The following is a 22,085-nucleotide window of genomic DNA, read 5'->3' on the forward strand; positions in this document are numbered from 1 at the left end:
CTCGCCGCTCCCTGCCACCGGGAGCGCCGCGAGTCGAGAACGGCACGGGAACCCGTGCCGCGCAATTGGCGGAGTGTAGCGAGCGTGCGCGGGCGCGTCAATTTGGCCTGCGGCAGGGTGGGGGGCTGCTCACGCCGGCGCGCCGGCGCGGTATCATGGCCTCCATGAACGCCCCAGTCTTCTCCTCCGCGCATCCGGCCGATCAACTGGCCGAATTCACCGACGCGGATGCGGCGATCGCCCGCATCCGCGACATCTACGATGCTTCGGTCGGCGCCGTGCGCGCGCGCTTCGACGCCTTCGCCAACGGCAAGCCGCTGCCCTCGGCCGCGCATGCCTGCTATCCGTACCTGGGCATCTCGGTCAACATCGAGACCATGGTCACCGACAGCCGGCCGTCATGGGGCACGGTGGCCTACCCGGGCGTGTACGGCACCACGGTGACGCGCCCCGACCTGCTGGCCGACTACTACCGCGACCAGATCGAGCGGCTGATGCGCTATCACCGCGTGCCGGTGGTGGTGGGACTGAGCCGGCGCCCGATCCCGCTGCCGTTCGTGATCGAGGCCTCCACCACCGATATCAGCTACACCCAGGCGCGCGAGCTGGAGGCATCGTTCGTGCTGCCGGAGCTGAGCCGCATCGACGACGGCATCGCCAACGGCACCTATGAGCCGGTGCCGGGCGAAGCCTGGCCGCTGTCGCTGTTCCCGGCCGAGCGCGTTGACCTGGCGCTGCAGCGGCTGTACCACTACACCGGCACGGCGCCGCAGCACTTCCAGCGCTTCGTGCTGTTCACCAACTACCAGCGCTATGTCGATGAGTTCGTCACGTTGGGGCGCGGGCTGATGGCCAGCAGCGACGGCGGCGGCTACACCCGCTTTGTCGAGCCCGGCGACGTGGTGCAGGAACTCGGCGGGGCGGAGCCCGACGACGCCACGCGCCCGCGCGCGCTGCCGCAGATGCCCGCCTACCACCTGGTGCGCGAGGACAAGCTGGGCGTGACGCTGGTCAATATCGGCGTGGGCCCGTCCAACGCCAAGACCATGACCGACCACCTCGCGGTGCTGCGCCCGCACTGCTGGCTGATGGTGGGCCACTGCGGCGGCCTGCGCCGCTCGCAGCAGCTGGGCGACTATGTGCTGGCGCACGCCTATGTGCGCGACGACCACGTGCTCGACCACGACCTGCCGCCGTGGGTGCCGGTGCCGCCCATCGCAGAGATCCAGGTGGCATTGCAGGAAGCCGTCGCGCGCGTGACCGGGCTGTCCGGCAACGAGATGAAGACCCGCATGCGCACCGGCACCGTGGTGTCGACCGACGACCGCAACTGGGAGCTGAAGTCCAAGTCGCTGTATGCGCGCTTCAACCAGTCGCGCGCGATTGCCATCGACATGGAAAGCGCGGCGGTGGCGGCCAATGGCTTCCGGCTGCGCGTGCCGTATGGCACGTTGCTGTGCGTGTCGGACAAGCCGCTGCATGGCGAGCTCAAGCTGCGCGGCATGGCCAATGCGTTCTACCGCCAGCGTGTCAGCCAGCACATGACTATCGGGCTGGAGGCGATCCGTATCCTGCGTGAGAACGGGGTGGAGCAGCTGCATTCGCGCAAGCTGCGCAGCTTTGATGAGCCGGCGTTCCGGTAGAGGCCGCCGATCGTTGATTGGCGTACCGGATGCGCCGGAGACGTTGGCGGAGCGCTACGGCGGGCGCGTTGGAGTGATGTCGGAGACGCTGGCCGCTGAAGAAGGTCAGCGGGTGCAAATAGCACTTGGTAGAATGGGTGCATGGCTCGCCTGACCCCACCTCCCTCGCAGAAGTACCTGATGCCGCGTGCTGCCGATGCTGTCGGCCCGCAGAACGAGGCTGAGCGCCAGTTGTATGAACAGATCGTAGAAGGCCTGCACAGTGGCGCAGGTACTGAGTACGAGCATGTCGAGGAGTTCGCTGCCGAACTCCGCGCCCGCCTGAAGCGTCGCAATCGTTAAGAGGTGTCGCTTCGCCTGAGGCTACGCCCCGCCGCGCGCCGGGATGCCTACGACGCGCAGGATTGGTATGACGAGGCCGCCCCAGGCCTCGGTGAAGCCTTCACCGATGAATTGCTGAGCGCGCTTGCCTTCCTGGCCGCGCATCCCGCAGTTGGCTCCCGCCGCTACAGCCACTTCCTGCTGGACGCATCGCTGCGCGTCTGGGCGCTCGACCGATTCCCCTTCCTGATTTTCTATCGTGTGAGCGGCGAGACGCTGGACATTGTACGGGTATTGCACGAGCGTCGGGACATCGTGGCGAGTCTGATCAGGCATTGAAGCTCGGTGGCTGCGCTATCGACATGTCATCCGCAGAAAAAACGACGCCTGATGGCGCCGCTTCTTTTTGCATGTGGCCCGCAACTCAGAACCGATACCCCACCCCCATACTGAACAGCCACGGATCCAGGTTCACCTTCGATACCTTCATACCCCCCGCCTTCACATCGCTGGACAGCCAGATCTTCTTGATATCGGCGTTCAGGAACCAGTTCTTGGTCAGCTTGTAGTCCATGCCGATCTGCAGCGCCGGACCAACGCTCCAGCTGTCGAGCTGCAGCGAGTTGTTGGCGATGTCTGCACCCCAGATGCGGGTGAAGTTCAGGCCGGCGCCGATATACGGGCGGAAGGTGCCGTTGGGAATGAAGTGGTACTGCACCAGCAGCGTCGGCGGCAGATGCTTGAAGGTGCCGATCCTGTTGCCGTCGAGGTAGACGTCCTGCTTCTGCGGCACCGTCAGCACCAGTTCCGCCGCGATGTGCGGCGTGAAGAAGTAGGTGACGTCGAATTCAGGGATCCACTTGTTGTTGACCGTGATGCGGTCCGACGGGCCGATGCCGCCGACGGGGTCGGCGCTGTTGGCCATGTCGAGGTAGGTGCCGCGCAGGCGCACCATCCAGTTGCCCTGCGCCTCGTCAGCGGCGGCAGCGGGGGTGGCGAAGGCGCCCAGCATGGCGCAGGCGGCGATGGCGGAACAGGTGACCCGGGTGCGAAGAGAGAGAGTTTTCATGTGGTTCTGCTTGGTCTGGTATCGAATCCGGGCCCAGTTTGGCCGAGCAGGCCGGCACGGGCCTTGACCCAGAACAAGCAGAAGGCAATGGGTGCGCGGCGTCGCGATGACGCCACAGCGCAGCCTTTGCGCAGCCGCGGCTTGCACCGGCGCTTCTAAACACATGCGGAATGATTCGTGGCGCCGCGCGGTACCGCCGCTTAAGCTGTGTGAAAGATCCACGCGCGCCGGCAGCGTGTGCGGATCGGCATCGGGCATGTCGTGGGCGTCCGCCAGGGCGTCTTTCCGGGTGTGCCCCGTGGGGGCGGGGCACACCGGTTTTCTTGCGGCGGCTGGCGGTGTCAGGCCTCGGCCGCCTCGTCAGGCACTGCGGTCACCGCAGACCGCGGCGCCACGCCGAAGCCCGCCTGCAGGTGCCGGTTCACACCCGAGATCACCGCGCGCAGCGAGGCCGTGACCAGGCTGGCGTCGATGCCGGCGCCGAACCCTGTCGGTGAATCGCCCACACGCACTTCCACGTAGCACGCTGCGCGCGCGTCCGCGCCTGCGGTTATCGCATGCTCGTGGTAATCCATCACGCATACCGGGAAGTCCAGCGCATTGACGAAGGCGTCGATGGGCCCGTTGCCGCTGCCGCGCACGCTGCACGGCTTGCCGTCGCGCACCATCTGCACCGCGATCTCCGTGGCGCCATCGCGGTCCGATACCAGCTGGTGCGATACATAGCGCAGCGGCGTCTGCTGAGCCAGGTACTCGCGCTGGAACAGACCATAAAGGTCATCGGCGCTCGCTTCCATCCCGGTGTCGTCAGTCATGGCCTGCACCGCGCGGCTGAACTCGATCTGCAGGCGGCGCGGCATGTAGATGCCATGCACCTGTTCCAGCAGGTAGGCCATGCCGCCCTTGCCGGACTGGCTGTTGACGCGGATCACCGCGTCATAGCTGCGGCCGAGGTCGGCCGGGTCGATCGGCAGGTAGGGCACCTCCCAGATACCGTCCGGCTGCTGCTGCGCAAAGCCCTTGCGGATCGCATCCTGGTGCGAGCCCGAGAATGCGGTGAACACCAGGTCGCCTACATATGGATGGCGCGGATGCACCGGCAGCTGGTTGCAGTGCTCCACGCACTGGCGCACCGCATCGATATCGGAGAAGTCCAGGTTGGGCGCCACGCCCTGCGTATAGAGGTTGAGCGCCAGCGTCACCAGGTCGACATTGCCGGTGCGCTCGCCGTTGCCGAACAGGCATCCTTCGACGCGGTCGGCGCCCGCCATCAGTGCCAGTTCCGCGGCGGCCACCGCGGTGCCGCGGTCGTTGTGCGGGTGCACTGACAGCGCAATGTGTTCGCGCCGGGCGAGGCGGCGGTGCATCCATTCGATCTGGTCGGCGAACACATTGGGCGTGCTGCATTCGACCGTGGTCGGCAGGTTCAGGATCATCGGGCGGCCGCGGCTGGCTTGCCAGGCGGCAGAGACCGCGTCGCTCACTTCCAGCGAGAAGTCGAGTTCGGCCAGGCTGAAGGTCTCCGGCGAATATTCATAGGTCCACGCGGTTTCTGGCATGGCATCGGTCAGCGCCTTGATCAGGCGCGTGCCCGATACCGCAACCTCCTTGATCTCTTCGCGCGATGCGTTGAAGACGATGCGCCGCCAGGCCGGCGCGATCGGGTTGTACAGATGCACCGTGGCGCGCGCCGCGCCGCGTACGGACTCGACCGTGCGGCGGATCAGGTCTTCGCGCGACTGCGTCAGCACCACGATGGTGACGTCGTCGGGGATGCGCTGCGCTTCGATCAGCATGCGCACGAAGTCGAAATCGGTCTGCGAGGCCGCGGGGAACGCGACTTCGATTTCCTTCAGGCCGATCTTTACCAGTTGTTCGAACAAGCGCAGCTTGCGCGCCGGGTTCATCGGCTCGATCAGGGCCTGGTTGCCGTCGCGCAGGTCGGTGCTCATCCAGCGCGGTGCGCGCGTGATGGTGCGGCCGGGCCAGGTCCGGTCAGGGATGTCGACGGTGGCGGCGGGCTGGTACTTGGTGGCGGGATTGCCGAGCATACGGGGTCTCCTTCCTCGCTAGGGGAAAGTGAAAAAAGACAAACGGAAAAAAGGTGGCGAAAGGCTGCCGAACTGCCACAGGGCTCTAGGCCCGGCAACCGATCGGTAGGCTTAGCAGTAGCGAGGAAGCGCGCAGGGCGCGGCCCGATGCCAGGGCAGCCAGCACGCGTGCGCGGGCAGCGATGCGGGACGCATCGGCAGCCTGGCAGGGAGTGCTGGTGTAACGGTTCATCGTGGCTGGAGAGGGTGGGCCGGAGCCGCTCGGGGTGTGTGCACATGCGGCGCGGCGCCGCATTGCCGGGCAAGATTAGTCGACAACTCCCGCCTCGGTCAAGCGGCGGAGGGGCACGGCACGCCAGCGTGGCCCAATCGGGGGATCGCCCTGTGCGAAGTGCGCCAAACGGTTGGGGGCGGTCCGCCGCCGGGCCGCTGCCGTCCGTTTTTCTCCCGTCCGTATGGCGGTGACACTGCGCTGTATGGATGAGGCACGCGCATGTTCTGTGCGCTGCACCTCAGTCGTCTGGACGGTATTGCGCCGGCACCTTTGTGCCTAGGCTGATAGCGCGGGAAGAAAACGACTCGGGGGATCATCATGAGAATGAGAACGTGGGCATCCTGGCTGTCAGGTTGTGCCGTGACGATGCTATTGGCGGCTTGCGGCGGAGGTGGCGGCGGTTCAAGCGCGCCCGCCGCGCCGGCCGCGGGCGGCAGCACGGCGCTGACCTATACCACGAAGATAAGCGTGACCTCCGGCGAGGTCGGCGTTGGCCGCACGATTACCATCAGCGCGCTGGCGGTGGACAGCAACGGCGTCGACGTATCGGGCAACACCACCTTCAACTGGACCAGCACCGATAACACCGTGGCCACCGTGGCGGCGAGCGCCACCACGCCGGGCAGCGCCGTGGTCATGGGCATTGCCCCCGGAACCACCACCGTGCAGGTGGTGGCGACGGTCAAGAGCGCCGACAACACGACAGTTCAGCTGCCCGCGCAGTCGGCCACCATTACCGTGGTGCCGGCGTCGACGCTGACCTATAGCCTGTCGATCCCGAACACCAGCCTGTCGATGAGCGACGGCCAGGCACTGCCGGTAGCGGTATCGCTGGTCGACAGCAACGGCAGCGACGTGTCGGCCAGCGTCAACAGCTGGGCATGGTCCAGCAGCGGCACCGCGGTCCAGGTCACCGCCAGCCAGAACAGCGCCACGCTGAAGGCGAGCAACAGTTCGTCCACCACTGCTGCCACGGCCAGTGTCTCGGTGTCGGTCACAGCGCCCGACGGGCATACCCTCGGCGGCGTGATCGCGGTAACGGTGCAGAAGAACGGCGCCGCCGCCTATCGCGTGGTGACCACCAAGGGCGGACGCGAGGTCAACGCGCTGCAGGTATTCAGCAGTCGTCCGGATACCTTCACCTCGCGCGTGCTGCGCCAGGATGGCCAGGACGTGACCGCGGATTTCGACGGCGCCTGGACCTACACGGCGACCTCGGCCACGCTGTCTGCGTCGGAAGCCGCGGGTACGCATGATGCGACGGTGCGCACCAGCCTGGCCAACGACAAGGGTCCGGTCCAGGGCAGCCTGACCGTGACCGCGGTCAGCAGCAAGCTTGGCGAGCGCCGCAGCGCCGCCCTGACGGTGACGGAAAATCCGGCCTGGGCGCTGGTCAGCGACAACCAGGATCCGTTGACGCTGCTGCTGATGCCGCCGATCCCCGTCGAAGTGACGGCACGCATGAAGCATCTGGGCGACGACGCGCAGTACACCGCCTGCGGCAACTGGGCATGGTCCAGCACCGGTCCGGTGTCCCTGAGCCCGAGCGTGGTCATGCTGCCGAACCAGGTGCGCGCCACCGGCACCGCGGCGGGCGACTTCACCATTACCGTGACCTGCACCGCGGTCGCCGACAATACGCCGCTGAAGCTGGTCTTCTACGGTACGGTCAAGTAAGCAGCAGATTTCCGCACCTGGCGAAACGCCCTCCATCCGGAGGGCGTTTTGCTTCTGGCGGAACGGATGCCGGCAAAGCGTACCCGATTCTGCGTGGCCGGCACGAGGCATCTTGCTGATGCCGGCGCGTACCGCCAATGGCGTCGGATCAAGTCCGGACCTGCCCTTGCAAGTCGTCCCCGAGATGCCCGGCAGGCCGGCTTGCGCGCAAAGCGTACCCAATTCTGCGTGCACGCGCGCAAGCCTTCACTGGCTCGTTCTACCCCCGCCAGACAGCTTGCAGACGAGCGCAAACCGACGCTTCCGCGCTCGGCGGAAGCAGCGGGCGTACCCGTTTCTGCGTGGAAGTCTTTGCGCAGGAAAGCGCGCCGTTCAGCCCTTGCGCACGAAGCGCACCACCTGCTCGGCGGCCTTGTCCTGCCCGCTGGCGGTGTTGCTGGCGGTATTGGCGCCGCACGTGTTGCAGCCGCCGTCGTCGCAGCCGCTGGCGCAGCCCGCCGCGGCCTGCGGGGCGAGCCAGCGCACCAGCCGGCCGCGCCAGCCGGTGGCGGCGGTGCCGCCCAGGTGCGCGGCCAGCGCGGCCTTGACGCGCTCGCGCGTGCGCGGCGCGTAGCGCGCGAGCACCGACACCGCGCACGCCAGCACGATCAGCGGGACCAGCAGCGTTTCGATGGCGTGATAGAGGCTCATGGCGACGGCTTTTCTCAGCTGAACATCAGCGCGACGCGGTAGGTCGCGAACGCCGCCAGGTAGGCCAGCCCGGTCAGGTAGGCCGCCGACAGCGCCATCACCTTCCACGAGTTGGTCTCGCGCCGGATCACCGCCAGCGTGGAGATGCACTGCGGTGCAAATACGTACCAGGCCAGCAGCGACAGCGCGGTGGCCAGCGACCACTGGGCAGCGATCATCGGCGCCAGCTGCGTGGCCACGGTCTCTTCACTGCCCGACAGCGCATAGACGGTCGCCAGCGCGCCCACGGCCACCTCGCGCGCGGCCAGGCCCGGCACCAGCGCGATGCAGATCTGCCAGTTGAAGCCCACCGGCGCGAACACCTTCTGCAGCGCATGGCCGATCATGCCGGCAAAGCTGTAGTCGATGGCCGGCGCGGTCGCGCCCACGGGCGCCGACGGGAAGGTCGAGAGGAACCACAGCAGCACCGTCAGCGCCAGGATCACCTTGCCCACCCGCGACAGGAAGATGCGGGCACGCTCCCACAGGCCGATGGCCACATCGCGCGGGTTGGGAATGCGGTACGAGGGCAGCTCCATCAGCAGCGGATGGTCGGCCCGGTCGCGGCGGAAGAACTTGAGCGCGTAGGCCACCACCAGCGCGCTGACGATGCCTGCCACGTACAGCGCGAACAGCACCAGCCCCTGCAGGTTGAACAGGCCCATCACGGTGCGCTCGGGGATGAAGGCGCCGATCAGCAGCGCATACACCGGCAGCCGCGCCGAGCAGGTCATCAGCGGCGCCACCAGGATGGTGGTGAGCCGGTCGCGCGGGTCCTGGATGGTGCGCGTGGCCATGATGCCGGGAATGGCGCAGGCAAAGCTGGACAGCAGCGGGATGAACGAGCGCCCCGACAGCCCCGCGCCCATCATCAGGCGGTCCAGCAGGAAGGCCGCGCGCGGCAGGTAGCCGGATTCTTCCAGCGTCAGGATGAACAGAAACAGGATCAGGATCTGCGGCAGGAACACCACCACGCTGCCCAGGCCCGCGACCAGGCCGTCGACCAGCAGGCTCTTGAGCATGCCGTCGGGCAGGTGCGCGCCCAGCATTTCGCCGGCCCAGTGCACGCCGCCCTCGATGCCTTCCATCAGCGGCGCGGCCCAAGAAAACACCGCCTGGAACATCAGGAACAGCAGCACCGCCAGCAGCAACAGGCCGAACACCGGATGCAGCACGATGCGGTCGATGCGGTCGTCCAGCGCGGCGGTGCGCGCCGGCATGCTGACCGCGGCCGCCAGCAGGCGGTTGACCTCGGTGTGCACGTCCATGTCGCTGGCGGGCTCCGGGGAGGCCGGCGGGGCCGGCGGCAGGGTGTTGTCGAGCAGCTTGACCAGCGCCGCGGCACCATCGCGCTTGACCGCGACGGTGCTGACCACCGGCACGCCGAGCGCAGCCGACAGCTTGTCGCGGTCGATCTGGATGCCGCGCCGCGCGGCGGCGTCGCTCATATTGAGCACCACCACCATCGGCAGGCCAAGGCGGCGCAATTCCAGCACGAAGCGCAGGTGCAGGCGCAGGTTGGTGGCGTCGACCACCGACACCAGCAGGTCCGGGCGCTGCTCGCCGGGGCGCACGCCCATGCAGACGTCGCGGGTGATGGCTTCGTCGAGGCTGGCCGCGTGCAGGCTGTAGGCGCCGGGCAGGTCCAGGATGCGCACCTGGCGCCCGCCCGGCGACATGAAGTAGCCTTCCTTGCGCTCGACGGTCACGCCCGCATAGTTGGCCACCTTCTGGCGGCTGCCGGTCAGGCGGTTGAACAGTGCGGTCTTGCCGCAATTGGGATTGCCGACCAGCGCAATGCGCAGGGCAGAAGTAGAAGGAGCTGCAGACATAATCCGGGGAAGGCTCAGGCAGTCCGTTTTGCGGACAGTTTGGCGGTCTGGTCGCCGCCCTGCGTGACCGGGGCGATGCTGGTGACCGAGGCACCGGCGATCTCCACGCCGATGCGCGCCGCCTCCGAGCGGCGCAGCGCAAAGCGGGTGAAGCCTACCTGCGCCACCAGGGGGTCCATGCCGAAGGGCCCGTGGGCGATGATCTGCACGGCTTCACCGGGCACGAAGCCCAGTTCGCGCAGACGGCGCGCGACCGGGTCCGCGGGGGTGGCGTCGTCCACCGATTGCACTACGGCGGGCGTGCGCCGTGGTAGTTCAGACAACCGCATCATGCTTCCAGTCCGTGGCGCGGTCTGCCGCCAAGCGGTCTGCGCGACCACGCCGGGGTATGTAAATGAAAATCGTTTTCATTGTATAGCAAATGAGGCATGGCGTTGCCCCTAAAAGGACGAGTACGCCGGCCTGTGCCGCATCATTGGGCGGCTGGAGGCGAATGATAACCGCTCAGGGTTCGGGTGACAGCGAGCGACGGTCAGCCCGCGCACCACTGCCAGTGTCAGCGCGCGCCGAACTGGCCGGACAGGCCGTTGCGCGTGGCGGCATCGAGGCTGGCGGGCCATCAGGCAACGCGAAACCGAATGCAACCCGTTTCATGCAATTGCGAACAAATACTACATTTGCGTTATTGGATGCCGCCAGCCGGCGGCGTTAAGCTGCGAGCACGCTGAACACCCCGTTCCACGCGTACTTCACAAGCCATCGGTCTCAGGATCGGTGGCTTTTTCTTTGGGGCTGCCCTCGGCGGCGGCCGTCATCTCCCGCACCATGCCGACGAAATGATCGCGTGCCGGATGGTCCGGCGCCGTCTTCCACGCGCAGTAGACCTCCGAGCGCACCGCCGCATCGGCCAGCGGGCGGAACGCGGCGCCGGCCATGCCAGAGCGCGCCAGCGCCGCCGGCACCACCGCCACGCCCATCCCCTGCGAGACCAGCGACACCACCGACAGCCAGTGCCGCACCTCATGGCGGATCTGCGGGTAGAAGCCCTGTGCCGCGCACATGTCGAAGATCCGGCTGTAGTAGTCCGGCGAGGCCTTGCGCGAGAACAGCACAAAGGGCTCGCCGCGCAATGCCGTCAGCGGCAACTCCGGCAGCGCGGCCAGCGCGTGGTCGGCCGGCAGGCAGCAGACAAAGGGTTCGGTATGCACCAGGGTCGCTTGCAGCGTGTCCGGCACCCGGCCAGTGTGGATAAAGGCGGCGTCGAGTTCGTCGTGCAGCAGCGCGTCGATCTGCTCCTGCGAGTTGAGCTCGGTCAGCGCCACCTGGATGCCGGGATAGGCCGCCTGGAACGCGCGCAGGGTCTGCGGCAGCCCGCGATACAGCATCGAGCCGACAAAGCCCACCCGCAGCCGCCCGACCGCGCCGGCCTCGATCTCGCGTGCCAGCACCCGCGCGGCCTCGGCCTGGGCCAGCAGTGCCGTGGCCGATTCGCGGAAGGCGCGTCCGGCCGCGGTCAGCCGCACGCCGCGGCTGTCGCGGTCGAACAGCCGCGCCCCGACCGAGGCCTCCAGCTGCTGGATATTGAGCGACAGCGGCGGCTGGGAAATGGCAAGCCGGCGCGCGGCCCGGCCGAAGTGCAGTTCCTCGGCCAGCACGAGGAAGTAACGCAGGTGTCGGAATTCCATGGTGATACAGAAATTATATGGATCAAGCCAATTTTAGAATTAGACGCAAATCCTTGGGGTTTGAATAATGGTGTCCAGGGGACCGCCAGCCGGAGCCCGCCCAATTCCAGGAGACCAGCCATGCCGTCCAGCGCCGTGCGCGACACCACCCATCAAGCCCACGCCGCTGCGCCGGCAGCCGCCCACCCGGTACCGGACCGCCAGGGCGGCAGCCTGTTTGCCGCCGACCCGGAGCTGCGCGCGTTGCTGCCGCTGTACCTGCCCGCCGACCTGTTCAACCACCTGCTGCCGCATCTCGAGCGCATGGGCGCCCTGGCCGGCGGCGTGCTCGACGAGCTGGCCGGCGTGGCCGACCACCATCCCCCCGAACTCACCTACCGCACCCGCGCCGGCGTGGACGCGCAGCGCATCGACAAGCATCCGGCCTATGTGGAGCTGGAGCGTGTGGCCTTTGCCGAATTCGGCCTGGCGGCGGCGTCGCACCGCGGCGGCGTGCTTGGGTGGGACAAGCCCATGCCGCCGGCGGCCAAGTACGCGCTCACATATCTGTTCGTGCAGGCCGAGTTTGGCCTGTGCTGCCCGCTGTCGATGACCGACTCGCTGACGCGCACGCTGCGCAAGTTCGGCGATCCGGTGCTGGTTGAGCGCTTCCTGCCCAACCTGACCACGCAGGTCTTTGACGATCTGTACCAGGGTGCGATGTTCATGACCGAGCAGGGCGCCGGCTCCGACGTGGCCGCCACCGCCACGCGCGCGGTGCGCGACCCCGCTGCCGAGGGCGGCTGGCGCCTGCTGGGCGACAAGTGGTTCTGCTCCAACCCCGATGCCGCGCTGGCGATGGTGCTGGCGCGCGTGGAGGATGAGGCCGGCAACGCCGTGCCGGGCCACAAGGGCGTGTCGCTGTTCCTGCTGCCGCGCAAGCTGGCCGACGGCAGCGACAACCACTACCGGATCATCCGCCTGAAGGACAAGCTGGGCACGCGCTCGATGGCCAGCGGCGAGATCCGGCTGGAAGGCGCGCATGCTTACCTGGTCGGCGAACCCGGCCGCGGCTTTGTGCAGATGGCCGACATGATCAACAACTCGCGCCTGTCCAACGGCGTGCGCGCCGCCGGCCTGATGCGCCGCGCGCTGACCGAGGGCCTGTTCATCGCGCGCGAGCGCCAGGCATTCGGCAAGCGCCTGCAGGACATGCCGCTGATGCGCCGCCAGTTGCTCAAGCTGACCTTGCCGACCGAACAGGCGCGCACCATGGTGTTCCAGACCGCCGAGGCGCTGCGCCGTGCCGATGCGGGCGAGGCCGACGCCTACCCGCTGATGCGCATCCTGACGCCGCTGATCAAGTTCCGCGCCTGCCGCGACGCGCGCAAGGTCACCGGCGACGCCATGGAGATCCGCGGCGGCTGCGGCTATATCGAGGAATGGAGCGATCCGCGCCTGGTGCGCGACGCCCACCTTGGCTCGATCTGGGAAGGCACCAGCAATATCGTCGCGCTCGACGTGCTGCGCGCGGTCCGTCGCGAAGGCGCGCTGCCGGTGCTGCAGGCGCACCTGGCCGGGCTGCTGGCCGATACGCCGATGCATGCGGCCGCGCGCGCCGCGTTTGAAGGCGCCATCGCCGCCGCTGCGACGCTGGCCGCGCAGGCTGCCGATGCCGGCGCGCAAGGCGAGCTGCTGGCGCGCCAGGCGGCCTCGGCGCTGTACCACGTCACCAGCGCGGTGGCGATGGCATGGGAGGCCGGGCGCATCGGCTCGGTACGCCGCATGCGGCTGGCCCAGCTGGTCCTGCGCCACCGCGTGCTGCCGCAAGACCCGCTGGCCGCGCAGGCCGAGCCCGAGTGGCTGGCCGAGACCGTCGCGCCGGCCGACGGCACGGTGCGTGCCGCCGGCGCGATCGACCAGGTCAACGTGTTCTGACCGGCCCGACGGCCGGCCCGCATCTGTCACACCATCCCCCGCAATACCATCCCGCCCCGGGGCGGGAGATGTCCTACACCCAGGAGACAACGCCATGAAACTCTGGCACCGCGTCGCGGCCATCGCTGCCTGCTCGCTCGTTATCACCCCCGCCTTCGCCCAGAAGGACTTCCCGTCCAAGCCGATCATGATGGTCGTCACCTACCCGCCGGGCGGCCCCACCGATGCCATGGCGCGCACGCTTGCGGCCGCGCTCAAGTCCAGCCTGGGCCAGCCGGTGGTGGTGGAGAACCGCGCCGGCGCCGGCGGCAATATCGGCGCCGAAGCGGTGGCGCGCGCCGAGCCCGATGGCTACACGCTGATGTTCGGCACCTCGGCGCCGCTGGCGATCAACGTGAGCCTGTATCGCAAGATCAACTACGACCCGGTCAAGAGCTTCGCCCCGGTGATCCAGATCGGCCAGCTGCCCAATGTGCTGGTGGTCAATCCGTCGGTGCCGGCGAAGAACGTCAACGAGCTGATCGCCTATGGCAAGGCGCACCCTGGCAAGCTGACCTATGCCTCGTCCGGCAACGGCGCGTCTTCACACCTGGCCGGGGTGCTGTTCAACAACGTCACCGGCACGGATTTCCAGCACATCCCGTACAAGGGCACGGGTCCCGCGCTGAACGACCTGCTGGGCGGGCAGGTCAGCATGGCCTTCACCGACGTGCTGACCGCGATGCCGTTTATCAAGAGCGGCAAGATGCGCGCGCTGGGCGTGACTACCAAGGCGCGCTCGCAGGCGTTGCCGGACGTGCCGACCGTGGCCGAGCAGGGCGTGACCGGGTTCGACGTATCGGTGTTCTTCGGCGTGGTCGCGCCCGCCGGCACGCCGCCCGAAGTGATCGGCAAGCTCAACCGCGCCTTTGCCGATGCGCTCAGGCAGCCCGACGTACGCAAGACCCTGCAGGCGCAGGGCCTGGAGTTCGCGCCATCGACCACGCCCGAGCAACTGGGCGGCTTCGTCAAGGCCGAGGTCGGCAAGTGGCGCACCGTGGTGCAGAAATCCGGCGCCCAGCTGGACTGAACCGCTTGACTGAACCGCACGACCGAACCGCACAGAGATACCAGCCATGACCCAAACCAGCCCCGGCGCGCTCGCCGGCATCCGCGTGGTCGACCTGTCGCGCATCCTGGGCGGCCCGTACTGCGGCCAGGTCCTGGGCGACCACGGCGCGGACGTGCTCAAGATCGAACCGCCGCAGGGCGACGACACCCGTACCTGGGGGCCGCCGTTCAAGGACGGCGTGGCCTCCTACTACTTCGGCCTGAACCGCAACAAGCGCGTGATGCGGCTGGACCTGACCGCCGAGGCGGATCGTGAAGTCCTGCTTGCGTTGCTGGCCGAGGCCGACGTGCTGGTCGAGAACTTCAAGACCGGCACCATGGAGAAGTGGGGGCTGGGCTACGACACCCTGTCCGCGCGTTTCCCGCGGCTGGTGCATTGCCGCGTGTCGGGCTTCGGCGCCGACGGCCCGCTGGGCGGCCTGCCCGGCTATGACGCCGCCATCCAGGCCATGTCCGGCATCATGAGCATCAACGGCGAGGCCGATGGCGATCCGCTGCGCGTGGGCTTGCCGGTGGTGGACATGGTGACGGGCCTGAACGCCGTGATCGGCGTGCTGCTGGCCTTGCAGGAGCGCGCCCGCAGCGGGCGCGGCCAGTTTGTCGAGGCCGCGCTCTATGACTCCGGCCTGTCGCTGCTGCATCCGCATGCGGCCAACTGGTTCATGAGCGGCAAGACGCCGCAGCGCACCGGCAACGCGCATCCGAACATCTACCCGTATGACACCGTCGCCACCGCCACCGACCCGATCTTCCTTGCCGTGGGCAATGACCGGCAGTTCCGCATCCTGTGCGAGCACCTGCGGTTGCCTGCGCTGGCCGATGACGAGCGCTATGCCATGGCCGGCGCGCGCTCGGTGAATCGCGTGGCGCTGAAGGCGGAGCTGGAAGCCAGCCTGCGCGAATTCGATGGCAAGGTGCTTGCCGATGAACTGGTGGCCGCCGGCGTGCCGTGCGCGCCGGTGCTGTCCGTGGCCGACGCCTTGCAGCATCCACATACGCAGCACCGCGAGATGGTGGTGGAGATGGAAGACGGCTACAAGGGGCTGGGCGCGCCGGTCAGGCTGAGCCGCACGCCAGCGACGTACCGGTATGCGCCGCTTACTGAAGGGGACGAGTTCCTCGAATAGGCGCGACGGCACCGGCCCTGCACCGCTGGTTTGCTCCCCTCTCCCGCTTGCGGGAGAGGGGCAGGGGGTGAGGGTAGGCGCGGGCATACCAACGGCCTGAACTTCGTGGATATGCCCGCCCTCACCCCAGCCCTCTCCCGCAAGCGGGAGAGGGAGCCCCCAATCGGTAACGTCCAGGCGTCAGCCCGGAATCATCCCAGGCAACAGGTAAGCCTGCACCACCGTGATGATGCCGATGATCACGGCAAACAGCAGGCTGTGCCTGACCGTAAAGCGGAACAGCTCCGACTCCTTGCCCACCAGCCCGGTCGCCGCGCAGGCCACCGCGATCGATTGCGGCGAGATCATCTTGGCGGTGACGCCGCCGGTGGTGTTGGCAGCCACCAGCAGCGTGTTAGACACGCCGATCTGGTGCGCGGTGGTGTTCTGCAGCGCGCAGAAGAGCGCATTGGACGAGGTGTCCGACCCCGTCAGGAACACCCCCAGCCAGCCCAGGTACGGCGAGAAGAACGGGAACGCCGCGCCGGTGCCGGCCAGCAGCAGCGCCAGCGTCGACGACATGCCCGAGTAGTTGGCGACAAAGGCGAACGCCAGCACCAGCCCGATCGACAGCACCGGGCGCGCCAGTTCCACCAGGGTCTCGCCGAAGGTGGCCAGCAGCGCGCGCGGCTTCATGCGCAGCAGCACGGCCGAGATCAGCGCGGTCAGCAAAATGGCGGTGCCGACGGCGGAGAGCAGGTCGATCTTCAGCACCGCGTCATAGGCCTTGGGCGTGGCCACGATCGGCGCGGCCTTGATCACCATCTGGTCCAGCCCCGGGATCTTGAACTTCAGCACCGTACCGGCCAGCGCGCCGTTGGCGGCAAACAGGGCCTTGAACGGCTGCAGGCTCCACACCGTGACGATGGCGGTCAGGATGCCGAACGGCGCCCACGCGCGCAATGTCTGCGCCAGGGTGTAGGGCGACGCCTTGCGGCTCGCCATGTTGCCGCCGAATCCGCCGCCGAAACCAGCCAGCGCTACCGTGCCGCCGCGGACATTGCCGCCGGCACGTTGCGACGCGCTGCGCGGCTGCCATACCTTCAGGAAGGCCGCCAGCGACACCAGGCTCACCAGTGCCGAGGTGATGTCCGGCAGCTCGGGCCCGATATGGTTGGAGGTGAAGTACTGCGTCACGGCAAAGCTGCCGCCGCACACCAGCGCCGCCGGCCACGTCTCGCGCACGCCCTTGGCGCCGTCCATCATGAACACCAGCCAGAACGGCACCATCAGCGACAGCAGCGGCAGTTGCCGGCCCGCCATGGCGCCGATATGGAAGGGATCGATGCCCGTCACCTGGCCCGCCACGATGATGGGGATGCCCATCGCGCCGAATGCCACCGGCGCGGTATTGGCGATCAGGCACAGGCCCGCGGCGTACAGCGGATTGAAGCCCAGGCCCACCAGCAGCGCCGCGGTGATCGCCACCGGCGCGCCGAAGCCCGCGGCGCCTTCCAGGAAGGCACCAAAGGCAAAGCCGATCAGCAGCATCTGCAGGCGCTGGTCGTCGGTGATCGACAGCACCGAGGCGCGGATCACGTCGAACTGGCCGGTCTTGACCACGATCTTGTAGAGGAACACCGCGGTCACGATGATCCACGCGATCGGCCACAGGCCGTAGGCAAAGCCGAAGCCGGCCGAGGCCAGCGCCTGCCGCACGGGCATGCCGTAGGCAAAGATCGCCACGGCCAGCGCCAGCAGCAGGGTCACCGCGGCGGCGACATGGCCCTTCATGCGCAGCACGGCCAGCGCGATGAAGAAGAACAGGATGGGGATGGCTGCCGCCAGCGACGACAGCCACAGGCTGCCCAGCGGCGTATAGAGTTGGGTCCAGGGTTGCACGGTTTAGTCTCCTGCTTTGGTGGTGTTTCGGGAAATCTTTGATTTGTTGGTGAAGGCTGCGGGCATCGAATTACCGAGGGCATCGAAACGCCGCTTGTTTGCTCCCCTCTCCCGCTTGCGGGAGAGGGGCAGGGGGTGAGGGCAGGCCAGCGTTATGCGACAGCGCTGCACTTCGTCGACGCTCCCGCCCTCACCCCAACCCTCTCCCGCAAGCGCTTGCCTTTACCCACAACTTCCGGCGGCTTACTCGTTTTTCTGGAAGATCCGATACATTTCGGTGATTTCGTGCAAAACGAGGAAGCCGCGCCAGAGGACAGTAGCACCGGGGGGATCGTCGTTTTTGCGACCCAGGTAGCCACCGAGCTTGGCGATCCAAAGGACCGTTTCGCTGAGTTTGGGTGCCTGCTCCGGTGGCTTGGTTGTGCCGTGCGTGCGGCAGTACAAGGCCTGCCATTCGAGCGACTGCAATAGCACCGAGCAAGGGATATCGGCTTCAAGCCGGCCGAGCATGGTCGCGTACATGATGCGCCAGCCGATCACGGCGAACAGCGCCGTGGCGCGCAGGAACCGCTCCAGCGTCCCGAACTGCCGAGCCTCGATCTGGCAGCCACTTTTCAGGACACGATGCCAGGATTCAATGGTCCAGCGCCGGGCATACCAGCTCAGCCGTTCCAGCACATCTTCCAGCGTTTGGGTGGGCATCGAACTGAGCAACATCCATTCGAGCGGCTCAACACCTTCGGGCGGATCGATTTCCAGTGCGTGAATGGCAAACACTTCGAGGCTTGGTAGGGCCTCTGCACCGCGGCTGCGCGGCGGTCGCAGTTGGACGGGCACACAGCGCAAAGCCAGTCGGGCGCTACGCGCTTGCCTGGCGCCACTCCTGGGCACGTGCAGGACGGTCTCCCCGAGTACGGGGGCCGCAGCAACCGTCTCCCACAGATACTTCTCTGGGTGATCCACGCCCCGATTCCAGGCGGCCCGCACCAACCAGTCCACCCCCGCTGGGCGCTGCGCCAGGAACACGTCGTACACATCGCCCTCGCGATCGCTGACGGCAACAAGGTGCGTGTCCGGACACTGCATCTTGAGCGGCTCAAGGCATTCCAGCCCCTCCAGCCACTTCACGCTTTCCTTGTCACGAATGGACAGCGCCCGGCGCTGCCTGGCCTTGCCCGATGCTTGCGGCGCACGCACCCACGTCTTCATGCTCAACACGCCCAGTGGCAGGCCCTCAGGCGTCACCGCCAGCACGCTGTGCAACATGAATCCGCGCAAATTGCCGCCCGTGCCGTGACCAAGTCCCTCAGTCGCGGGCAAATTTGCCAGATTGAATTCCGTGGTGTCCTGCACCGCCAATACGACAGGTACCTGCTGCATGCGACCCACGGTTTGAACGACGTGGCTCGCCAGTATTCCGTCCGGGTCGACCGCCTCATTATCAAAGAAGCGATATGCCGCCTTGAGTTGGGCACCACTCAAGGCCTGCGGGAACGAAACATGGGCTTTTTGCGCTAGTCCGCGCGCCAATGCCACAAGGCGCTGCGTGCGACGTGCATCGCCCAACTGAGCGCCACCGAATTCGTCGCTGGCCCAGTCTTCCAGATCTTCCGTATCAGACAAAATTGCCACCACTGATTGTCAACTTCCCCGAAGTTAACACCGTCCAATCCCGTTTACAACCTTTCCTATCGAGATGTGGGTAAAGACAAGCGCAAGCGGGAGAGGGAGCACACCGTCGGGAGCGGAACCGCTCGCGTCCTCGATGACGGCCTACTCCGGCTGCCCCTTCTCCCTCAGAAGATCCGCCAGGCTCTTCGCCGCCGGCTTCAGCGGCGTGCGGTGCTGGGTCCATCCCATCTGTTTCGCCGGCGTCAGCGCGCGCAGCCGCGTGGCGGCCCAGCGGAACAGCCGGTACGTCGCCGGATGCGAATACGCGCCGCTCCAGAAGCGCCACACCAGGTGTTCGCCGCGGCTGTACTTGGCGCCCTGGCCGCGCAGCGGGTTGGCAACCTGCTCTTCGGGATCGCGGTTGGCTTCGGTGCGCAGGCGCACCAGCAATTGCGGAATCGGGATGCGCACCGGGCACACTTCGCCGCAGGCGCCGCACAGGCTCGACGCGGTGGCCAGGTCGGCGGTGGCGTCCAGCCCCAGCAGGTGCGGCGAGATGATCTTGCCGATCGGGCCGGGATAGGTCGTGCCATAGGCGTGGCCGCCGATGCGCGTGTAGACCGGGCAATGGTTCATGCACGCGCCGCAGCGGATGCATTGCAGCGTGGCGCGCAATTGCGTATCGGCGTAGGCCTGGGTGCGGCCGTTGTCGAGCAGCACCAGGTGGACCTCGCGCGGGCCGTCGCGCTCGCCCGCGCGGCGCGGCCCGGAGATCAGGTTGAAGTACGTGGTGATGGCCTGCCCGGTGGCCGAGCGCGTCAGCAGCGTGGACAGCGGCACGATATGTTCCAGCCGGGCCACCACCTTTTCCATGCCCATGATGGCGATATGCACATCGGGCACGGTGGTGGACAGTCGCCCGTTGCCCTCGTTCTCCACCAGCCATAGCGTGCCGGTATCCGCGGCGGCGAAGTTCACGCCGGACAGGCCGATATCCGCTTCGACAAAGGCCTGGCGCAGCGCGCGGCGCCCGGTCTGGATCAGCGCGTCGACATCCTCGGTATAGGGCGTGCCGGGGATATGCGCCTCGAACAGTTGCGCGATATCGCCCTTGGTCTTGTGAATGGCCGGCATGACGATATGCGAGGGCTTTTCGCCGGCGAGCTGGACGATGTACTCGCCCATGTCCGACTCGATGCAGTCCACGCCGCGCTCGGCCAGGTAGTGGTTCAGCTCGATCTCCTCGCTGGCCATCGACTTGCCCTTGATCACGCGCCTGGCCTGCTTCGATGCCGCGATGCGGTGGATGATCGCGTTGGCCTCGTCGGCGTTCTCGGCCCAGTGCACCTGCACGCCGGCGGCGGTCAGCCTGGCCTCCAGCTGCACCAGCAGGTCGGGCAGGTTGGCCAGCGCGTGCTGGCGCACCGCCTCGCCCAGGTCGCGCAGGCGCTCCAGCTCGTCGGCGTCGGGGAACTGCGCCAGGCGCTTGCCCTGCAGGAAGTCCATCGCGCCGCGAAAGCTCTGGCGCAGCTTGGGGTCGTCCAGCGCCTCGCGGGCGCGCGCCTTGAAGTCCTGCGGCGGAACAAAATTCAGTATCTGCTGGCTCATTGCCCGGCCTCCCCGGTGTCGGTTTCGATGACGACCCACAGCCGGCGCGGACCATGCGCGCCGTAGGCCAGCGTCTGCTGGATGTCGGACGTTTTGGACGGGCCGGAGATCAGCACCAGGTTGGTCGGCATGCCGTCGGACCAGCGCTCGGTGCGCGCGGCCATATGCAGGTCAACGTGCAGTGTCGACGCGCGCACCAGCGCGACGTGCAGCGGCGGCACCAGCGACACCGTGCGCGGCGAGCCCGCGTCGGGCGCGACCACCAGCGTGCCGGTGGCGGCGATGCCGGAGCGCGCCACGGTAAAGCCGGCGTCGACGGTGTCGAACAGCTCGGCCTTCCAGGCTTCGATGGGGCGGCCGTAGCCGATGGCTTCGATCTGGGCCGGCAGTGCGGCGGCCAGTGCGGCGCCGGCCTTGCTGGCAGGATCGAGCAGCAGACGCTTCACGCCCGCATTGCCCAGCTCAGTGGCCAGCAACGCCGGCCAGGCCGTTTCGCCGGCGCACCAGACTTCGGCGTGCAGGCCTTGCAGCGCTGCCTGCATCGCGGCCACCAGGTCGCCCACGGGAGGCGTGCCGTGGCGGCGCGCTGCGAAATGGCTGTCGATGCGGCGGTCGAGATCCGTGGTGGCGGGGGAGGGTGCGGGCGCGGCGGCGCGCAGCCGGCCGAGCATGCGTTCGCGGGCGCCGGGCGTGCTCATGCGGCACCTCCGGTGCGGCGCCACAGGAAGCTGGCGAGGTGTTCCACCTGCAGCGGCGCGCCGTCATGCGCGGCGGTATGGCCGATATTGAGCAGGCAGCCGCAGTCGGCCGAGACCAGCCGGCCGCAGCCGGTGGCGCAGGCCGAGGCCACCTTGTCGCGCACCATGGCGCCGGAGATATCGGGATGCTTGAGCGAGAAGGTGCCGCCGAAACCGCAACATTCGGACTCGCGTTCATGCTCCACGCGGACCACCCCCGGCAGGGCGTCGACCAGGGCCACGCCGTGCTGGCGCGTACCCATTTCCCGACGGGCGCCGCACGAGGTATGCAGCACGATGCGCTCCTGCGGCTGGCTCGCCGGCGCGGCATCGCCAAAGTCCACTTTCAGCACATGCAGCAGGAACTCGCCTAGTTCATAGATGCGCCCGGCCAGTTCCAGCGCCTTGGGACCGGCCACCGGATCGTCGGCAAAGAGTTGCGGCCAGTGGTGGCGCATCATGCCCGCGCACGAGCCGGACGGCACGATCACCGGCCACGGCTGGCTGAACAGGTCGAGCTGGGCGCGCGCCACGGCGCGGGCGGCGTCAGGGTTGCCGCTGCTGTAGGCGGGCTGGCCGCAGCAGCTCTGGCCGCGCGGGAAGTGCACGGTGAGCCCTTCGCGCTCGAGCAGCCGCACGGCATCGAGGCCGGCCTGCGGCACGAACATGTCGACCAGGCAGGTGGCAAACAGGTAGACCTGCGTGGGGGCAGGGCCGGTGGGGTACTGACGATCCTTCATGTCTCGCTCCGGGCGTGCTGGGGTCGCACGTTTGGGCGCATAATTCCCGCTTCCGCGCGGCGGTACAAATTGG

General features: G+C 67.6%; 18 protein-coding genes. 7 read left to right on the top strand and 11 right to left on the bottom strand.

Going from position 1 to position 22,085, the window contains the following annotated elements; all coding sequences use genetic code 11:
* The first annotated feature begins 155 nt into the window (after positions 1–155).
* The 3 genes from ACREYQ_RS17930 to ACREYQ_RS17940 all read left to right on the top strand — a co-directional run bounded on the left by ACREYQ_RS17930 (position 156) and on the right by ACREYQ_RS17940 (position 2,303).
* Positions 156–1,643, top strand: coding sequence for an AMP nucleosidase (locus tag ACREYQ_RS17930; RefSeq protein ID WP_432261558.1), 1,488 nt, complete (start codon positions 156–158; stop codon positions 1,641–1,643).
* 141 nt (positions 1,644–1,784) lie between these two features.
* Entirely contained in the window at positions 1,785–1,985 is a 201-nt protein-coding gene (locus tag ACREYQ_RS17935) for a hypothetical protein (protein WP_432261559.1), read from the top strand.
* Between the two features lie 3 nt (positions 1,986–1,988).
* Positions 1,989–2,303, top strand: coding sequence for a type II toxin-antitoxin system RelE/ParE family toxin (locus tag ACREYQ_RS17940; protein ID WP_432261560.1), 315 nt, complete (start codon positions 1,989–1,991; stop codon positions 2,301–2,303).
* 85 nt (positions 2,304–2,388) lie between these two features.
* Here ACREYQ_RS17940 and ACREYQ_RS17945 read toward each other — a convergent pair whose 3' ends face one another.
* Complete coding sequence (locus ACREYQ_RS17945) at positions 2,389–3,033, bottom strand: OmpW/AlkL family protein (protein ID WP_432261561.1); 645 nt, start codon at positions 3,031–3,033, stop codon at positions 2,389–2,391.
* A gap of 341 nt (positions 3,034–3,374) precedes the next feature.
* Positions 3,375–5,084 carry a 2-isopropylmalate synthase gene (gene leuA / locus ACREYQ_RS17950; RefSeq protein ID WP_432261562.1) on the bottom strand — a complete coding sequence of 570 codons (1,710 nt, stop codon included), beginning with the start codon at positions 5,082–5,084 and terminating at the stop codon, positions 3,375–3,377.
* A 640-nt stretch (positions 5,085–5,724) separates the two neighbouring features.
* Here leuA and ACREYQ_RS17955 point away from each other — a divergent pair.
* Positions 5,725–7,035, top strand: coding sequence for a hypothetical protein (locus tag ACREYQ_RS17955; protein ID WP_432262693.1), 1,311 nt, complete (start codon positions 5,725–5,727; stop codon positions 7,033–7,035).
* Positions 7,036–7,407: 372 nt separating this feature from the next.
* On the opposite strand, the gene ACREYQ_RS17960 is transcribed toward ACREYQ_RS17955, so the two are convergent.
* The 4 genes from ACREYQ_RS17960 to ACREYQ_RS17975 form a co-directional block, all read right to left on the bottom strand.
* On the bottom strand, positions 7,408–7,725 hold the full coding sequence (locus ACREYQ_RS17960; RefSeq protein ID WP_432261563.1) for a DUF6587 family protein: 318 nt from the start codon (positions 7,723–7,725) through the stop codon (positions 7,408–7,410).
* Between the two features lie 14 nt (positions 7,726–7,739).
* Positions 7,740–9,596, bottom strand: coding sequence for a ferrous iron transport protein B (feoB, locus tag ACREYQ_RS17965; RefSeq protein ID WP_432261564.1), 1,857 nt, complete (start codon positions 9,594–9,596; stop codon positions 7,740–7,742).
* Positions 9,597–9,610: 14 nt separating this feature from the next.
* Complete coding sequence (locus tag ACREYQ_RS17970; RefSeq protein WP_432262694.1) at positions 9,611–9,925, bottom strand: FeoA family protein; 315 nt, start codon at positions 9,923–9,925, stop codon at positions 9,611–9,613.
* 420 nt (positions 9,926–10,345) lie between these two features.
* On the bottom strand, positions 10,346–11,281 hold the full coding sequence (locus tag ACREYQ_RS17975) for a LysR substrate-binding domain-containing protein (RefSeq protein ID WP_432261565.1): 936 nt from the start codon (positions 11,279–11,281) through the stop codon (positions 10,346–10,348).
* A 120-nt stretch (positions 11,282–11,401) separates the two neighbouring features.
* On the opposite strand from ACREYQ_RS17975, the gene ACREYQ_RS17980 reads away from it, so the two are divergent.
* From ACREYQ_RS17980 to ACREYQ_RS17990, 3 genes are all read left to right on the top strand, one after another.
* On the top strand, positions 11,402–13,198 hold the full coding sequence (locus tag ACREYQ_RS17980; protein WP_432261566.1) for an acyl-CoA dehydrogenase family protein: 1,797 nt from the start codon (positions 11,402–11,404) through the stop codon (positions 13,196–13,198).
* Positions 13,199–13,292: 94 nt separating this feature from the next.
* Entirely contained in the window at positions 13,293–14,267 is a 975-nt protein-coding gene (locus tag ACREYQ_RS17985; protein ID WP_432261567.1) for a Bug family tripartite tricarboxylate transporter substrate binding protein, read from the top strand.
* Positions 14,268–14,313: 46 nt separating this feature from the next.
* Positions 14,314–15,435, top strand: a complete 1,122-nt coding sequence (locus ACREYQ_RS17990) for a CaiB/BaiF CoA transferase family protein (RefSeq protein WP_432261568.1) — start codon at positions 14,314–14,316, stop codon at positions 15,433–15,435.
* A 180-nt stretch (positions 15,436–15,615) separates the two neighbouring features.
* Here ACREYQ_RS17990 and ACREYQ_RS17995 read toward each other — a convergent pair whose 3' ends face one another.
* The 5 genes from ACREYQ_RS17995 to ACREYQ_RS18015 form a co-directional block, all read right to left on the bottom strand.
* Positions 15,616–17,316, bottom strand: a complete 1,701-nt coding sequence (locus ACREYQ_RS17995; RefSeq protein WP_432261569.1) for a lactate permease LctP family transporter — start codon at positions 17,314–17,316, stop codon at positions 15,616–15,618.
* Positions 17,317–17,559: 243 nt separating this feature from the next.
* A complete protein-coding gene (locus ACREYQ_RS18000) occupies positions 17,560–18,939 on the bottom strand; it encodes an IS4 family transposase (RefSeq protein ID WP_432261570.1) in 1,380 nt (459 codons plus the stop codon).
* A 150-nt stretch (positions 18,940–19,089) separates the two neighbouring features.
* Positions 19,090–20,535 carry a LutB/LldF family L-lactate oxidation iron-sulfur protein gene (locus tag ACREYQ_RS18005; RefSeq protein ID WP_432261571.1) on the bottom strand — a complete coding sequence of 482 codons (1,446 nt, stop codon included), beginning with the start codon at positions 20,533–20,535 and terminating at the stop codon, positions 19,090–19,092.
* Positions 20,532–21,233: a LutC/YkgG family protein gene (locus tag ACREYQ_RS18010; protein ID WP_432261572.1), complete on the bottom strand. Its 702-nt coding sequence runs from the start codon at positions 21,231–21,233 to the stop codon at positions 20,532–20,534. Before ACREYQ_RS18010 ends, ACREYQ_RS18005 begins: the two co-directional genes overlap by 4 nt.
* Positions 21,230–22,012 (bottom strand): (Fe-S)-binding protein, encoded by a 783-nt coding sequence (locus ACREYQ_RS18015; RefSeq protein WP_432261573.1) that lies wholly within the window; start codon positions 22,010–22,012, stop codon positions 21,230–21,232. The genes ACREYQ_RS18010 and ACREYQ_RS18015 overlap by 4 nt, the downstream gene beginning before the upstream one ends.
* Between the last annotated feature and the right edge of the window lie 73 nt (positions 22,013–22,085).

Source organism: Cupriavidus sp. TMH.W2 (assembly GCF_050847365.1).
GTDB lineage: Bacteria > Pseudomonadota > Gammaproteobacteria > Burkholderiales > Burkholderiaceae > Cupriavidus.

Bases quoted from the DNA above. Each gene is read 5' to 3' on its own strand.
- ACREYQ_RS17930 (WP_432261558.1), top strand. From the start codon at position 156: ATGGCCTCCATGAACGCCCCAGTCTTCTCCTCCGCGCATCCGGCCGAT.
- ACREYQ_RS17935 (WP_432261559.1), top strand. From the start codon at position 1,785: ATGGCTCGCCTGACCCCACCTCCCTCGCAGAAGTACCTGATGCCGCGT.
- ACREYQ_RS17945 (WP_432261561.1), bottom strand. From the start codon at position 3,033: ATGAAAACTCTCTCTCTTCGCACCCGGGTCACCTGTTCCGCCATCGCC.
- leuA (WP_432261562.1), bottom strand. From the start codon at position 5,084: ATGCTCGGCAATCCCGCCACCAAGTACCAGCCCGCCGCCACCGTCGAC.
- ACREYQ_RS17955 (WP_432262693.1), top strand. From the start codon at position 5,725: ATGCTATTGGCGGCTTGCGGCGGAGGTGGCGGCGGTTCAAGCGCGCCC.
- ACREYQ_RS17960 (WP_432261563.1), bottom strand. From the start codon at position 7,725: ATGAGCCTCTATCACGCCATCGAAACGCTGCTGGTCCCGCTGATCGTG.
- feoB (WP_432261564.1), bottom strand. From the start codon at position 9,596: ATGTCTGCAGCTCCTTCTACTTCTGCCCTGCGCATTGCGCTGGTCGGC.
- ACREYQ_RS17970 (WP_432262694.1), bottom strand. From the start codon at position 9,925: ATGCGGTTGTCTGAACTACCACGGCGCACGCCCGCCGTAGTGCAATCG.
- ACREYQ_RS17975 (WP_432261565.1), bottom strand. From the start codon at position 11,281: ATGGAATTCCGACACCTGCGTTACTTCCTCGTGCTGGCCGAGGAACTG.
- ACREYQ_RS17980 (WP_432261566.1), top strand. From the start codon at position 11,402: ATGCCGTCCAGCGCCGTGCGCGACACCACCCATCAAGCCCACGCCGCT.
- ACREYQ_RS17985 (WP_432261567.1), top strand. From the start codon at position 13,293: ATGAAACTCTGGCACCGCGTCGCGGCCATCGCTGCCTGCTCGCTCGTT.
- ACREYQ_RS17990 (WP_432261568.1), top strand. From the start codon at position 14,314: ATGACCCAAACCAGCCCCGGCGCGCTCGCCGGCATCCGCGTGGTCGAC.
- ACREYQ_RS18005 (WP_432261571.1), bottom strand. From the start codon at position 20,535: ATGAGCCAGCAGATACTGAATTTTGTTCCGCCGCAGGACTTCAAGGCG.
- ACREYQ_RS18010 (WP_432261572.1), bottom strand. From the start codon at position 21,233: ATGAGCACGCCCGGCGCCCGCGAACGCATGCTCGGCCGGCTGCGCGCC.
- ACREYQ_RS18015 (WP_432261573.1), bottom strand. From the start codon at position 22,012: ATGAAGGATCGTCAGTACCCCACCGGCCCTGCCCCCACGCAGGTCTAC.